Source organism: Halomonas sp. 3H (assembly GCF_024206005.1).
GTDB classification, from domain to species: domain Bacteria; phylum Pseudomonadota; class Gammaproteobacteria; order Pseudomonadales; family Halomonadaceae; genus Halomonas; species Halomonas campaniensis.
The window spans coordinates 3,702,387-3,717,790 of record NZ_CP100360.1 but is presented as its reverse complement, the minus strand read 5'-3'; the positions used below and the strand labels follow the sequence as shown (position 1 = coordinate 3,717,790).

Below are 15,404 nucleotides of genomic sequence, written 5' to 3'. Positions count from 1 at the left end.
CTGGCTTATTCCCTGTGGCCGTGGCGGTCGGTGGCGATGGCGTCGACCCGAGGGTCGACGGGGGTGGCGGGGCGGTTGTCCGCCCCGACGTGCTGGCTGATCAGGCGTGCGGTCTGGGGGGTGAACACCAGTTCCACCCGGGTGCCGCCGCCGTCGCGGTTCTGCAGCGTCAGCCGGCCGCCCAGGGTCTCGGCCCGGTCGCGCATGATCACCAGACCGTAGTGCATGGGCGGCGAACTGTCGTCCTCGAGGCCCACTCCGTCATCCTCGACGGTGACGTGCAGGCGCGCCGCGCGGAAGCTCACCGTGACCTCCGCCCAGTGGGCGTGGGCGTGCTTGACCACGTTGGCCAGCGACTCCCGCACCACTTGCAGCACGTGGATCTCCTCGTTGGGGTTGAGCAGGTGGGGCGGCAGGTCGACGGTCAGGCCCACCCGGGTGCCCAGGCGCTCGCCGAACTCCTCCACGGTCTGGCGCAGGGCGCTGGCCAGTCCCGGCCCCTCGAGCTTGAGTCGGAAGGTGGTGAGCAGCTCGCGCAGCTGGCGGTAGGCGCTGTCCAGCCCGGTGCGCAGCTCGTCGAACACCGCCGCCTGGGTCTCCCGCGGGGCCTCCTTCTGCTGCATGCGCTCCAGCCGTGCCACCTGCATCTTCAGGTAGGAGAGCGACTGGGCCAGGGAGTCGTGGAGCTCCCTGGCGATGATGGTGCGCTCGTTCATCAGCGTGACCTGCTGCTGTTCCTCGATGCGCCGCTGCAGGTAGACCGCGGTGGCCAGCTGGTCGGCCAGGGCGTTGAGCAGGCGCTTGACGCTGTCGGTGGGCGGGGCCTCCCGCGGATACCAGACCTCCAGGGTGCCCAGCATCAGGTCGCCCACGCTCACCGGCAGCAGCAGGCACTCGCCGGCCTCGGTGGCCTGCAGCGTCAGCGGCTGGGGGTCGAGCAGGCAGGCGTGGCAGTCATGGTCGCGACAGTACTCGGGACGGCGCGGCGAGTGGGTGGCCAGTATCGGGATGTCGCGATCGTCGTGGGAGTCGTGGAGCGAGAGCCGGATCGGGCCGATTTGGAGCAGCTGCTCCAGATGGCGCAGCATGGGGGCGGCGCTGGCGCAGAGGTCATTGCCGCCGCCGTAGAGGGCGCGGCTGCCGTCGTGCAGCACCTGCATGGCGCGATTGCTGCGCTCGAGTTCCGCCTTCTTGCGCGAGACCCGCGCCTCCAGCTCGGAGTAGCTGGCCCCGAGCTCCTCGGCCATGGTGTCGAAGGTGCGCCCCAGCAGGGCCAGCTCGTCGTTACCGGAGAGCCGGGTGCGGTGGCCGAAGTTGCGATGGGCGGCCTCCCGGGCCAGCACCACCAGCTGGCGCAGCGGCAGCACCAGATTGTGACGGATGTCGTAGAGGGCGATCACTACCACCACGGCGGTCAGGGCCAGGAAGAGGATCTGCAGGGCACTGAGCAGCTGGATCTTCGACTCGCTGTTCTGCTCCAGCAGGGTGACCAGGGCATCGATGTCTTCGACCAGGCCGTCGAGGGTCGCGCGCAGGGCGTCGGGTTCCACGCCGCCGCCGCCGGTGGCAAGTTCGACCTGCGGGGCCAGCTCCTGGCCCCAGCGCGCCAGGATCAGCCGGTACTGGCGCTGCAGGGCGTGGTCCTCGGCGTCAGGCAGGGCGCCGGTCAGCTCGGGGCTGGCCAGGCGCTGCTCGAGGCGATCTGAGAGCTCGGCCACGCGGGCGCGGGCCTCGCTCCCGGGCCGCTGCTCGTGGCGCTGCAGGGCGCTGACGATCTGGTAGGTGTTCATGCGCAGCGAGCCGGCCATGTTGATGGCGGCGGCATCGCCGCGGCTGTCGCTGGCCACGGTCATGGTCACCACGATGCTGACCAGCGCCATGGCGCTGATGGCCAGCAGCGAGGCGGTGATCCGTGCCACCAGGGAGTGTCGCAGCAGTTTCATCGCGCCTCGTGCTCGTCCAGGGGGATGAGGGAATTCAGTCTACTACACCCATGGGGGTATAACGCATACCTCCGATGCCCCTTTGACCGTCGGTGGCTGGCTCCCGAGACTCTGTCGAGATTCCACTTTTTTCCGGCCCCCGATGATGCCAGCCGCCCCAGATCTCGACCAGGACCCGACCGGGGGCTATCGACCCCTGGTCGTCGTGCTGCTCTCGCCGCTGGTCTTTGCACTGGTGTTCGCCAGCTGGACCATCTTCGCGGTGCTGGGCCTGGAGCTCAAGGTCCTGCTGGCCCTGGGCGAGGGGCGCTTCGCGGTGCTGCTGGCCATGCCCATGGCGGTGGGCGCCCTGGCCTCGCTGCCCATGGCGGCCCTGGCGCAGCGCTTCGGTGGGCGGCGGGTGATGATCGCCAGCCTGCTGCTGATCTGTCCCTTCCTGTGGGGGCTCGCCCAGTCACGGGACTACCACCATTTCCTGCTGGCCGGGGCCGGCCTGGGCCTGGGCGCCGGGTCGCTCGCGGCGGGGCTGGTCTACGTGGCGGGGCTCTGCCCGCGGCGCCACGCCGGCCTGGCGCTGGGGCTCTATGGCGCCGGGATGGCCGGCGCCGGGCTCAGCTACCTGCTGCTGCCGCTGGTCAGCCAGGCCTACGGCTGGCGCACGGCGCCGCTGCTCTACCTGCTGCCGGTGCTGCTGGTGGCCGCGCTGCTGTGGCTGTTCGCCGATGATCGCCTCGACGAGGCGCGCGGGTCGCACGCCCGGCCCTGGCGTGGCCTGCTGGCCGGCCTGGGTCGCCTGGCCTGCTGGCGGCTGTGGCGCCTGGCGCTGGTCTACAGCTTCTTCTACGGCGCCTTCGTGGCCCTGGCGCTGTGGCTGCCGGCCTACCTCAGCGCCCAGTACCAGTTGCCCCTCAAGGGGGCAGCCCTGGCCGCGCTGCCCTTCACCCTGGCAGTGGGCCTGGGCCAGGTGGTCGGCGGCGCCTGGGCCGATGTGCGCGACTTCCGCGCCCTGCGCTGGTGGGTCAGCGCCTTCGTGCTGGTCTGCCTGTTCCTGCTCTCCTACCCCCCCTTCGCCATGTCGATCGAGGGCGTCCACGGCGTGATCGTGCTGCGCTACGAGGCCCCGCTGTGGGGCTTCCTGTCGCTGCTGACCGCCATGGGCATGGCCATGGGCATTGGGCAGGGCAGCCTGATGCGGCTGATCCATCGCGACCACGGCGACGAGATGCCCCTGGTGGGGGGGCTGGCACTGACCCTGGGCGGGCTCTTCGCCGCCCTGCTGCCGCTGATGTTCGTGATCGGCAGCGAGTGGGTCGGCATCCGTACCGCCGGCTTCATGTTCCTCTACGGCTCGCTGGTCGTGTGCATGCTGGTGATGGTCTGGGACCACGCCAGCGGGTATGCCGGCCGGGCCTGACTCGTCGGGCTTATCCCCTCGGCTGGGCGGGCCTATCACCTTGGGGGTAGAGGGGCGGTATATGGAGGTAACCGGGCAGTAATCCGCCGCTCGATCACCCAGAATCCTCGACAAGGTTCCTGCCTGGCGTGCGGTCCATCACGCCACGCCGCACGGCAGGCCGGGTGGCCCGGGCGGTCACACCCTACTTTCCAAGAAGCCTGGAGATCGACCATGAGTCACTTCATTGATCGGCTGAACTTCTTCCGCAAGGCCCGCGAGCCCTTCGCCAACGAGCACGGCGAGACTCGCGAGGAGTCGCGCGGCTGGGAGGACGGCTATCGTCAGCGCTGGCAGCACGACAAGGTCGTGCGCTCTACCCATGGCGTGAACTGCACCGGCTCCTGCAGCTGGAAGATCTACGTCAAGAACGGCCTGGTCACCTGGGAGACCCAGCAGACCGACTACCCGCGCACCCGCCCGGACCTGCCCAACCACGAGCCGCGCGGCTGCCCGCGGGGCGCCAGCTACTCCTGGTACCTGTACAGCGCCAACCGCCTCAAGTACCCGCTGATCCGCAAGCCCCTGCTCAAGCTGTGGCGCGACGCCCTCAAGGAGAAGAAGGACCCGGTGGACGCCTGGGCCTCCATCGTCGAGGACCCGGCCCGGACCAAGCAGTACAAGCGTGCCCGCGGCATGGGCGGCTTCGTGCGCGCCGACTGGGACGAGCTCAACGAGCTGATCGCCGCCTCCAACGTCTATACCGCCAAGCAGTTCGGCCCGGACCGCATCATCGGCTTCTCGCCGATCCCCGCCATGTCCATGGTCAGCTACGCCGCGGGCAGCCGCTACCTGTCGCTGATCGGCGGCGTCTGCATGAGCTTCTATGACTGGTACTGCGACCTGCCGCCGGCCAGCCCCCAGACCTGGGGCGAGCAGACCGACGTGCCCGAGTCCGCCGACTGGTACAACTCCGGCTACATCATCGCCTGGGGCTCCAACGTGCCCCAGACCCGCACCCCGGACGCCCACTTCTTCACCGAGGTGCGCTACAAGGGCACCAAGACGGTCTCCATCACCCCGGACTACGCCGAGGTCTCCAAGCTCACCGACGAGTGGCTGTCGGTCAAGCAGGGCACCGACGCGGCCATCGCCATGGCCATGGGCCACGTCATCCTCAAGGAGTTCCACCTCGAGAAGCCCAGCGCCTACTTCACCGAGTACGTGCGCCAGTACTCCGACATGCCCTTCCTGGTGGAGCTGGAGCAGCGCGAGGACGGCAGCTACGTGCCGGGCAAGCAGATGCGCGCCAGCGACTTCGCCGACGGCATGGGCGAGAACAACAACCCCGAGTGGAAGACCGTGGCGTGGGACGAGACCCGCGACCAGCTGGTGGTGCCGCGCGGCTCCATCGGCTTCCGCTGGGGGCAGGAGAGCGGCGAGGAGGGCAAGTGGAACCTCGAGCCCCGCGACTCTGCCGGTGACGAGATCAAGCCGCTGCTGACCCTGGCCGACCACCACGACGACGTCGCCAAGGTCGCCTTCCCCTACTTCGGCGGGCTCAAGCACGAGCACTTCGACCACGTCGAGAGCGGCGGGGCCAGCGACGAGCTGCTCTTCCACAGCCTGCCCGCCAAGCGCCTGAAGAAGGCCGACGGCAGCGACGTGCTGGCGGTCACCGTGTTCGACCTGATGTGCGCCAACTACGGCATCGATCGTGGCTTCGGCGAGGATGACGGCGCCACCTCCCTGGACGAGGTGAAGCCCTACACCCCCGCCTGGCAGGAGAAGATCACCGGCGTGCCCGCCGAGCAGGTCGCGCGCATCGCCCGCGAGTTTGCCGAGAACGCCGACAAGACCCAGGGCCGGTCCATGATCATCGTGGGTGCCGCGATGAACCACTGGTACCACATGGACATGAACTACCGCGGCCTGATCAACATGCTGATCATGTGCGGCTGTATCGGCCAGAGCGGCGGCGGCTGGGCCCACTACGTCGGCCAGGAGAAGCTGCGCCCGCAGACCGGCTGGACCCCGCTGGCCTTCGGCCTCGACTGGAACCGTCCGCCGCGGCACATGAACTCCACCTCCTTCTTCTACAACCACTCCTCCCAGTGGCGCTACGAGAAGCTCGAGATCAAGGAGATCCTCTCGCCGCTGGCCGACCACAGCAAGTACAGCGGCAGCCTGATCGACTTCAACGTGCGCTCCGAGCGCATGGGCTGGCTGCCCTCCGCGCCCCAGCTGGGTGCCAACCCGCTGCGCCTGGCCAAGGCCGCCGAGGCCGCCGGCCTGTCCACCAAGGATTACGCCGTCGAGCAGCTCAAGGCCGGCAAGCTGGCCTTCGCCGCGGAAGATCCGGACAACCCCCAGAACTTCCCGCGCAACCTCTTTATCTGGCGCTCCAACCTGCTGGGCAGCTCCGGCAAGGGCCACGAGTACATGCTCAAGTACCTGCTGGGCACCCGCCACGGTATCCAGGGCAAGGACCTGGGCGACTTCGGCGGCCAGAAGCCGGAAGAGGTGAAGTGGCACGACGAGGCGCCGGAAGGCAAGCTCGACCTGGTGGTGACCCTGGACTTCCGCATGTCCTCCACCTGCCTCTACTCGGACATCGTGCTGCCGACGGCCACCTGGTACGAGAAGAACGACCTCAACACCTCGGACATGCACCCCTTCATCCACCCGCTGACCGCGGCCACTGACCCGGCGTGGGAGTCGCGCAGCGACTGGGATATCTACAAGGGCATCGCCAAGGAGTTCTCCCGGGTCTGCGTGGGGCACCTGGGCGAGGAGACCGACCTGGTCACCCTGCCGCACCAGCATGACTCCCCCGCCGAGCTGGCCCAGCCCGAAGTGCTGGACTGGAAGAAGGGCGAGTGCGAGCCGATCCCCGGCAAGACCATGCCGGCGCTGATCGAGATCAAGCGCAACTACCCCGAGACCTACGAGCGCTTCACCTCCGTCGGTCCGCTGCTGGAGAGCATCGGCAACGGCGGCAAGGGCATCAGCTGGAACACCGACTCCGAGGTGGAACTGCTCGGCAAGCTCAACCACCGCAAGCTGGAGGGCTCCTCCAAGGGTCGCCCGCAGATCGAGACCGCCATCGACGCGGCCGAGATGATCCTGACCCTGGCGCCGGAGACCAACGGCCAGGTGGCGGTGAAGGCGTGGGGTGCGCTCTCCAAGATCACCGGGCGGGATCACACCCACCTGGCGCATCCCAAGGAGGAGGAGAAGATCCGCTTCCGCGACATCGTCGCCCAGCCGCGCAAGATCATCTCCAGCCCGACCTGGTCCGGCCTCGAGGACGAGCACGTCTCCTACAACGCCGGCTACACCAACGTCCACGAGATGATCCCGTGGCGCACCGTGAGCGGCCGCCAGCAGTTCTACCAGGACCACGCCTGGATGCGCGCCTTCGGCGAGAGCCTGCTGACCTACCGTCCGCCGATCAACACCAAGACCCTGGTGAGCTTCGAACAGCCGGCCGACAACGGCTACAAGAGCAAGGCGCTGAACTTCATCACGCCGCACCAGAAGTGGGGGATCCACTCCACCTACAGCGACAACCTGCTGATGCTGACGCTCAACCGCGGCGGCCCGGTGGTCTGGCTCTCCGAGAGTGACGCCGCCGAGGTGGGCATCGAGGACAACGACTGGGTCGAGCTGTACAACGCCAACGGTTCCATCGCCGCCCGTGCGGTGGTCAGCCAGCGGGTCAAGTCCGGCATGGTGATGATGTACCACGCCCAGGAGCGCCAGGTGAACGTGCCGGGCTCCGAGGTCTCCGGCACCCGCGGCGGGATGCACAACTCCGTGACCCGGGTCTGTCCGAAGCCGACCCACATGATTGGCGGCTACGCGCAGCTCTCCTACAGCTTCAACTACTACGGCACCGTCGGTTCCAACCGCGATGAGTTCGTCATGGTTCGCAAGATGAAGCACATCGACTGGCTGGATGGCGAGGGCAATGACTACGTGCAGGAGGCCGTGAAATGAAGATTCGTTCCCAGGTAGGCATGGTCCTCAACCTCGACAAGTGCATCGGTTGCCACACCTGTTCGGTGACCTGCAAGAACGTCTGGACCAGCCGCGAGGGCGTCGAGTACGCCTGGTTCAACAACGTCGAGACCAAGCCCGGCATCGGCTATCCCAAGGAGTGGGAGAACCAGAAGAAGTGGAAGGGCGGCTGGCTGCGCCGCAAGGACGGCAAGATCGAGCCGAAGATCGGCGGCAAGTGGCGGGTGCTGGCGAACATCTTCGCCAACCCCGACCTGCCGGAGATCGACGACTACTACGAGCCGTTCACCTTCGACTACGAGCACCTGCACACCGCCAAGATCGGTGAGCACCAGCCGGTGGCGCGCCCGCGTTCGCTGATCTCCGGCGAGCGCATGAACAAGATCGAATGGGGCCCGAACTGGGAGGAGATCCTCGGCACCGAGTTCGCCAAGCGCCGCAAGGACATGAACTTCGAGAAGGTGCAGGCCGACATCTACGGCCAGTTCGAGAACACCTTCATGATGTACCTGCCGCGGCTGTGCGAGCACTGCCTCAACCCGACCTGCGTGGCGAGCTGCCCGTCCGGCGCGATCTACAAGCGCGAGGAGGACGGCATCGTCCTGATCGACCAGGACAAGTGCCGCGGCTGGCGGATGTGCATCTCCGGCTGCCCCTACAAGAAGATCTACTACAACTGGAAGACCGGCAAGTCGGAGAAGTGCATCTTCTGCTACCCGCGCATCGAGGCGGGCATGCCGACCATCTGCTCCGAGACCTGTGTGGGCCGCATCCGCTACCTCGGCGTGCTGCTCTACGATGCCGACCGCATCGAGGAGGTGGCGAGCTCGCCGGACGAGCGTGACCTCTACCACCGCCAGTGCGAGATCTTCCTGGATCCCAACGACCCGGAAGTGATCGCCCAGGCGAGGAAGGATGGCATCACCGACAACGTGATCAAGGCCGCCCAGGCGTCGCCGGTCTACAAGATGGCCATGGAGTGGGGCCTGGCGTTGCCGCTGCACCCCGAGTACCGCACCCTGCCCATGGTCTGGTACGTGCCGCCGCTCTCGCCGATCCAGTCCGCCGCCGAGGCCGGCAAGATCGAGTTCGACGGCATCATGCCGAAGATCGAGTCGCTGCGTATCCCGGTGCGCTACCTCGCCAACATGCTTACCGCCGGCGAGGAGGCCCCCGTGGTGCTGGCCCTCAAGCGCCTGATGGCCATGCGCCTCTACATGCGCGGCAAGCACGTGGACGGCCAGGCCAATACCGAGGTGCTGGAGGGCGTCGAGCTGACCGAGGCCCAGGTGGAGGAGATGTACCGCTACCTGGCCATCGCCAACTACGAGGATCGCTTCGTGATCCCCACCAGCCACCGCGAGATGGCCACCGAGGCCTTCCCGGAGCGCGGCGGCTGCGGCTTCAGCTTCGGCGATGGCTGCCACGGCGAGAGCAAGCCGAGCCTGTTCAACGGCCGCTCCCAGACCACCACCCTGGTCAAGCCGGTGGAATCCTTTGATCCGCAAGCCGAGGAGGCCCGTCATGGCTGATGCTGCCCTCAAGATGGCCGAGTCGGTCGTCGGCATGCGCAGCCTGCGCGTGCTGGCCCGCCTGCTCGACTACCCCACCCGGGAGCTCCAGGCCGCGGCCGGCGAGCTCATCGAGATCATCGACCAGGAGCGCCGCCTCGCGGCGCCCCTGCGCACCGCCCTGATGGACTGGTGCCAGCGCATCGCCGACGGCGACCTGCTCGAGCTGCAGTCCGAGTACGTGGCGCTGTTCGACAAGGGACGCGCCACCTCGCTGCTGCTCTTCGAGCACGTGCACGGCGAGTCCCGCGATCGCGGCCAGGCGATGGTCGACCTGATGGACGAGTACAACGCCGCCGGCTTCGCGCTGGACGCCCGGGAGCTGCCCGACTACCTGCCGGTGTTCCTGGAGTACCTCTCGACCCGTGACGAGGGCGAGATCGGCCGCTGGCTGGGCGAGATCCGCCACATCCTCGGCCTGCTCACCGCGCGTCTCGAGGAGCGTCATGCCGACCATGCCCTGGTCCCCAGGGCGCTGCTGGCGCTGATCGGTGCCGAGGCCGAGGCCGACGCCCACCGCGAGGAGGTCCAGGCCGAGGCCCCCGATGACACCCCCGAGGCGCTGGATGCGGTCTGGGAAGAGGAGGCGGTGCGTTTCTCCGCCGAGTCCGACCAGGACTGCGCCCTGCAGTCGGCCGAGGGCCGTCGCCTGGCCGAGCGCAAGCAGGGCGTGCAGAGCGAGGCCGTTCGCATTCTCTCACCCGAGGCGATGCCTCCGGTGACGGGTCGTTAACAGGAGAATTACCATGTCCGCATTCGGCACCTATCTCGACCACCTGATCTACGGCTACTACCCCTACCTGGTGGGCACCGTGTTCCTGGTCGGCAGCCTGCTGCGCTATGACCACGGCCAGTTCACCTGGAAGACCGGCTCCAGCCAGATGCTGTCGTCGAAGAACATGCGCCTCGGCAGCAACCTCTTCCATATCGGCATCATCGTGATCTTCTTCGGCCACCTGTTCGGCATGCTGACGCCGCACTGGGTCTACTCGCCCTTCCTGCATGCCGGCACCAAGCAGCTGCTGGCCATCGTGGTAGGCGGCGTGGCCGGCCTGATGTGCCTGGTGGGCGGCGCCATGCTGCTGCATCGCCGCATCTTCAACCCGCGGGTGCGCGCCTCCTCCAGCACCATGGACACCCTGATCCTCGGGCTGATCGTCTTCCAGGCCTTCCTGGGCATGATCACCATCTTCTTCTCGCTGGGCCACATGGACGGCGAGATGATGCTGACCCTCTCCAGCTGGGCCCAGTCCATCGTCTTCTTCGGCGGCGGCGCGGCGGCCTACATGGAGAACGTCTCATGGATCTACAAGCTGCACATCTTCCTGGGCCTGACCATCATCCTGCTCTTCCCCTTCTCGCGCCTGGTGCACGTGTGGAGCCTTCCGCTCGGCTATATCACCCGTCGTTACCAGCTCGTGCGTAAAAGAGGCTAAGGGGCCATCACCATGCAGAAGATCGATATCGAGATGATCCCGGGGGGCGCCAGCCCCCCTCCCATCCGGGTCGGCGGGGCCACCATCGAGGAGTCCGCCATCGCCCAGGAGATGCAGTTCCACCCGGCGGATTCCGCCGGCACCGCCCAGCTCAAGGCGGCCCGGGCCCTGGTGGTGCGCGAGCTGCTGCGCCAGCGGGCCGCGGCCCTCGGCCTGCTCGAGGGCTCCGCCGAGGCGCTGGACGACGCCGATGCCGCCATCGCCGCCCTGCTGGAGCAGGAGCTGAACGTGCCGGAGCCCTCCGAGGAGGACTGCCGCCGCTTCCATGCCGCCCACGCCGAGCGCTTCAGCGAGCCCACTCGCCTCAGGGTGCGCCATATCCTTCTGCCCGCCGCGCCGGATGACGCCGAGGCCCGGGATGCCGGCTACCGTCAGGGCGAGAAGCTGCTCAAGGAGCTTGCGGCCATTCCCGAGCGCTTCACCGAGTTCGCCATGCGCCACTCGGCCTGCCCCTCCAAGGAGCAGGGCGGCGAGCTGGGCTGGCTGGCACCGGGGCAGACCGTGCCCGAGCTGGACCGGGCCCTTCAGCACCTGCCCCAGGGTCTGCACGACCGGCCGCTGGCGTCCCGCTACGGCTGGCACCTGGTCACCATCGACGAGCGCGTCGAGGGCCGCGAGCTGCCCTTCGATCAGGTTGCCGAGCGTGTGCGCCACAGCCTGCGCGAGCAGTCCACCCGTCGCGCGCTGCGCCACTACCTGCTGGTGCTGGAGTCGGAGATCGGCGTCGAGGGGGTGGCCCTGGATGATGACGCCGCCGGCAGCCTGATGCAGTAAGCCGAGGGCCGCCCGGCCCTCCCGTTTCGCGATTCCCCTTTGCATGTTGCCGCCCGCCCTGCGGGCGGTCAGGAGGACCCCATGGCCCACGTCCACGCCAACACCCCCTTCGCCCCGCTGGGCATCGCCGTGCTGACCGTCTCCGACACCCGCGGGTTCGACGAGGATGGCAGCGGCGACCTGCTCTCCGAACGGCTCACCGAGGCCGGCCACGCGCTGGTCGAGCGGCGCATCGTGCCCGATGACGTCTATCGCATCCGCGCGGTGGTCTCGAAGTGGGTGGTGCGTGACGACATCCAGGTGGTGCTGGTCAATGGCGGAACCGGCTTCACGCCCCGCGATACCACTCCCGAGGCGCTCTCGCCGCTGTTCGACAAGGCCATCGACGGCTACGGTGAGCTGTTTCGCCAGCTGTCGATCGAGAGCATCGGCACCTCCACCATCCAGTCCCGCGCCGTGGCCGGCCTGATCGACCGCACCCTGGTGTTCGCCATGCCCGGCTCGCCGAAGGCGTGCGCCACCGCCTGGGACGGCATCCTGGTCGCCCAGCTCGATGCCCGCACCCGGCCCTGCAACTTCGTGGCCATGGTGCTGCCGGAGGCCAGGCGCTGCGGCAGCCGTCGGGCGGTCCCGGCGCCTCGCCAGGACGATAGCGAGACCCGCCGCCAGGAGGCCAGCGCATGAACTGCGGATGCGCCGAGATTGCCACCCCGGGGCTGCTCGACCTCTTCGACGCCCGGGCGCGGATGATCGCCGCGGCCCGGCCCGTGGAGGGTGCCGAGCGGGTCCCGCTGGCCCAGGCCGCCGGCCGGGTGGCGGCCGAGGAGGTGACGGCCACCCTGGACCTGCCGGGGGTCGACAACAGCGCCATGGACGGCTACGCCCTGCGCCTGGCCGAGCGCTCCCCCGAGGGCCTGCCGGTGACGCTGCGCGTGCCCGCCGGGGCCGGCGTGCTGAGGCTGCCGCCCGGCGGCTGCGCGCGGATCTTCACCGGCGCGCCGGTGCCGCTGGGCGCCGATGCCGTGGTGCCTCAGGAGCGGGTGAGCCTCGATGAGCGGGGGCGGGTTCACATCGAGGGCGAGCTCACCGAGGGGGCCAATATCCGCCGCCGCGGCGAGGAGACCCGGGCGGGCGAGCTCTTGCTGCCGGCCGGGGCGCGTCTCGACGCGGCGGCCATCGCCCTGCTGGCCAGCCATGGCATCGCCGAGGTGGCGGTGGTGCGCCGCCTGACTGTCGCCCTGATCTCCACCGGTGACGAGCTGATCGAGCCCGGTGCCAATCGGGTGCCCGGCCAGGTCTACGACAGCAACCGCGCCATGCTGACGGCGCTGCTGGCCCGGGCCGGCTGCGAGGTGCTCGATCTGGGCGTGATCGCGGACACCTCGCTTGACCTGCGTCAGGCCTTTGCCCGGGCTCGCGACGAGGCCGATCTGGTAATGTGTACCGGGGGTGTCTCGGTGGGGGAAGAGGACCATGTTCGCCCGGTGGTGGAGCGCCTGGGCGGCATCGTCTTCCACGGCGTGGCCATGAAGCCGGGCAAGCCCTTCGCCCTCGGTTATCTGGGCGAGTCCCTCGAGGCTGGCACGCCGCTGATCGGCCTGCCGGGCAACCCGGTGGCCTCGCTGGTGGGCTGGCAGCTGCTGGCCCTGCCCTTCGTGCAGGGCCGCCAGGGGCGGACCCCGACGCCGCTGCAGCGCTTTCCCGTCATCGCCGGCTTCACGCGGCGGGGGACCCGGGGGCGACGCGAGCTGCTACGGGTGGTCCTCGACTGGACGTCGGGGGAGCCCGTCGCTCGGCTGGCGGGCGGCCAGGGCTCGCACATGCTGAGCGCGGCGAGCCAGGCCCATGGCTACCTGGTGATGGATGCCAACAAGAACGTGGAGGAAGGCCATGCCTACGGATACTGCCCCGCCGCCCAGTTCCTCGACTGAGCTGCTCTTCAAGCCGCGCCAGCTGCGGGACCTGGTCCGCGGGGTGCCCTGGCTGTCGCACATCGAGGATGACGAGCTGGAGGCGCTGCTCCAGGACAGCGAGCTGCGCACCCTCAAGACCCGCGAGTGGCTGTTCCGCCAGGAGACGCCGGCCGACTGGCTGCATGTGGTGATCAGCGGGACCGTGCGCCTGGTGCGCAGCGCCGGCGACGGCCGCATGGCCACCATCCGCTGCGTGGAGCGCGGCGGCACCCTGGGGGAGCTGAGCATGGTCTCCAGCGCCGGGGTCTACCTCTACTCCTCGGAGGCGCTGCGCCGTACCCATGTGCTGTCGATACCCGCGGCCCGCTGCCGGGAGATCCTCGATCGCCAGCCGGCGTGTCGCGCCGAGTTCATGAGCCGCCTGGCCCTGGAGCTCACCGACCGGCTCGAAGACCTGGCGCTGCTGACCCAGGGGGATGCCATGTCGCGGCTGGTCAGCTACGTGCTGCGCCAGCTGCCCTCGGGGCGCAGCCGCAGCCCGCGGGTGATTCGCCTGACCATTCCCAAGCGCTGGCTGGCGGCCCAGCTCGCCATGACCCCCGAGACCCTGTCGCGGCTGCTGGCCAAGCTGCGCGACAGCGGCGCCATCAACATCGATCGCCAGCGGCTCACCGTGCTCGATGAGCAGAAGCTGCGCGACTTCATGATGACCGACGACTGAGCCCGCCCCTGGCAGGGCCGTCGTCCCGTCCCCCGGAGGCCGACATGTCCCGACCCGCGAGCAAGCCCCGCACCCTGGTCTACTCCTGCTCCGGCTGTTCCGACGTGGCCCAGCTGGCCAACGACGTGGCGCTGCGCCTGGATCACGGCGGCGTGGCCGAGATGTCCTGCATCGCCGGCGTCGGCGGCGGGGTGCCCGGCCTGGTGCGCACCGCCCGCTCGGGGCGCCCCATCGTGGCCATCGACGGCTGCCAGATGCACTGCGCCAGCCACTGCCTAGCCAATGCCGGCGTCACCCCCACCGAGCATGTGAGGCTCTACGAGCGCGGCCTGCGCAAGCGCCGCGGCCAGTTCTATGACGAGGCCACCGTCGCCGAGGTGGCAAGCGACGTGGGCGAGCTGATCGCCCGGCTGCCCATGGACGCCGAGTCCCGAGTGGCGGAGCAGACGACATGAGCGCGCTCGTCGACGGCTTCGGCCGCACCGTCCGCTACCTGCGCCTCTCGGTCACCGACCGCTGCGACTTCCGCTGCGTCTACTGCATGGCCGAGGAGATGACCTTCCTGCCCCGCGCCCAGGTGCTCACCCTGGAGGAGATGGCGACCCTCTGCCGCGCCTTCGTGGAGCTGGGCGTGGAGAAGATCCGCCTCACCGGCGGCGAGCCGCTGGTCAAGCGCGGCATCGAGACCCTGGTGGAGGAGGTCGGCGCCCTGCCGGGGCTGCGCGATTTCGCCATGACCACCAACGGCGCCGGCCTCGCCAGGCACGCCCGGACCCTGCGCGACGGGGGGCTCAAGCGCCTCAATATCAGCCTCGACACCCTGGACCCGGCGCGTTTTCGCGCCCTGACCCGCACCGGTGACCTGGCGAAGGTGATCGACGGCATTCGCGCCGCCCGGGAGGCCGGTTTCGAACGCATCAAGCTCAACGCCGTGATCCTCAAGGGGCGCAACGACGACGAGGTGCTCGACCTGGTCGAGTTCGCCCGCGACGAGGGCGTCGATATCAGCTTTATCGAGGAGATGCCGCTGGGCCAGGCGATCGGCCACGACCGCGCCACCACCTTCTGCGGAAGCGACGAGGTGCGTGCGACCATCGAGACCCGCCACGCCCTGGTGCCCACCACCGAGACGACGCTGGGCCCCTCGCGGTACTACCGCATGGCGGACTCCGAGAGTCGGGTCGGCTTCATCTCGCCCCACAGCCACAACTTCTGCGACGCCTGCAACCGGGTGCGCGTCACCGCCGAGGGCCGGCTGCTGCTGTGTCTCGGCAACGAGCACGCCGTGGATCTGCGCGCCATGCTGCGCCGCCACCCCGGCGACACCGAGCGCCTCAAGGCCACCATCGTCGCCGCCATGACCAGGAAGCCCGAGCGCCACCACTTCACCACCGACGGTGACGTCCAGGTGGTGCGCTTCATGAACATGACCGGCGGCTAGCGGGCCAGGCCAGCGGAGTACGCCGACGGCTGGCCCGCCGATGGCCCCCGCCTGACCACATAGTCGAAACAGCGCTGAAACCTTCCACGGGGAGGCGCTGGCATTCTCGTCTACGTTATGGGAGAAACC

General features: G+C 68.9%; 12 protein-coding genes. 11 read left to right on the top strand and 1 reads right to left on the bottom strand.

What is annotated here, in order from left to right:
• Positions 1-5: 5 nt before the first annotated feature.
• A complete protein-coding gene (locus tag NFC98_RS17060; RefSeq protein ID WP_254276087.1) occupies positions 6-1,943 on the bottom strand; it encodes a type IV pili methyl-accepting chemotaxis transducer N-terminal domain-containing protein in 1,938 nt (645 codons plus the stop codon).
• Between the two features lie 145 nt (positions 1,944-2,088).
• Between NFC98_RS17060 and NFC98_RS17055 the strand changes: the two genes are divergently transcribed.
• From NFC98_RS17055 to moaA, 11 genes are all read left to right on the top strand, one after another.
• Positions 2,089-3,357 carry an MFS transporter gene (locus NFC98_RS17055; protein ID WP_254276086.1) on the top strand — a complete coding sequence of 423 codons (1,269 nt, stop codon included), beginning with the start codon at positions 2,089-2,091 and terminating at the stop codon, positions 3,355-3,357.
• A 213-nt stretch (positions 3,358-3,570) separates the two neighbouring features.
• Entirely contained in the window at positions 3,571-7,338 is a 3,768-nt protein-coding gene (locus NFC98_RS17050) for a nitrate reductase subunit alpha (protein ID WP_254276085.1), read from the top strand.
• Positions 7,335-8,891, top strand: coding sequence for a nitrate reductase subunit beta (gene narH, locus NFC98_RS17045; RefSeq protein WP_254276084.1), 1,557 nt, complete (start codon positions 7,335-7,337; stop codon positions 8,889-8,891). Before NFC98_RS17050 ends, narH begins: the two co-directional genes overlap by 4 nt.
• On the top strand, positions 8,884-9,663 hold the full coding sequence (gene narJ, locus NFC98_RS17040; RefSeq protein WP_254276083.1) for a nitrate reductase molybdenum cofactor assembly chaperone: 780 nt from the start codon (positions 8,884-8,886) through the stop codon (positions 9,661-9,663). The genes narH and narJ overlap by 8 nt, the downstream gene beginning before the upstream one ends.
• A 13-nt stretch (positions 9,664-9,676) precedes the next feature.
• Positions 9,677-10,366, top strand: coding sequence for a respiratory nitrate reductase subunit gamma (narI, locus tag NFC98_RS17035; protein ID WP_254276082.1), 690 nt, complete (start codon positions 9,677-9,679; stop codon positions 10,364-10,366).
• A gap of 12 nt (positions 10,367-10,378) precedes the next feature.
• Complete coding sequence (locus NFC98_RS17030) at positions 10,379-11,200, top strand: peptidylprolyl isomerase (RefSeq protein WP_254276081.1); 822 nt, start codon at positions 10,379-10,381, stop codon at positions 11,198-11,200.
• 81 nt (positions 11,201-11,281) lie between these two features.
• Entirely contained in the window at positions 11,282-11,884 is a 603-nt protein-coding gene (gene moaB / locus NFC98_RS17025; protein ID WP_254276080.1) for a molybdenum cofactor biosynthesis protein B, read from the top strand.
• The gene (gene glp / locus NFC98_RS17020; protein ID WP_254276079.1) at positions 11,881-13,131 is read left to right on the top strand and encodes a gephyrin-like molybdotransferase Glp; all 1,251 of its coding nucleotides are present in this window, start codon (positions 11,881-11,883) and stop codon (positions 13,129-13,131) included. Before moaB ends, glp begins: the two co-directional genes overlap by 4 nt.
• Positions 13,091-13,834: a Crp/Fnr family transcriptional regulator gene (locus NFC98_RS17015; protein WP_254276078.1), complete on the top strand. Its 744-nt coding sequence runs from the start codon at positions 13,091-13,093 to the stop codon at positions 13,832-13,834. The genes glp and NFC98_RS17015 overlap by 41 nt, the downstream gene beginning before the upstream one ends.
• Positions 13,835-13,878: 44 nt before the next feature.
• Positions 13,879-14,289 carry a putative zinc-binding protein gene (locus NFC98_RS17010; protein WP_254276077.1) on the top strand — a complete coding sequence of 137 codons (411 nt, stop codon included), beginning with the start codon at positions 13,879-13,881 and terminating at the stop codon, positions 14,287-14,289.
• On the top strand, positions 14,286-15,275 hold the full coding sequence (gene moaA / locus NFC98_RS17005; protein ID WP_254276076.1) for a GTP 3',8-cyclase MoaA: 990 nt from the start codon (positions 14,286-14,288) through the stop codon (positions 15,273-15,275). The genes NFC98_RS17010 and moaA overlap by 4 nt, the downstream gene beginning before the upstream one ends.
• Positions 15,276-15,404: the final 129 nt, after the last annotated feature.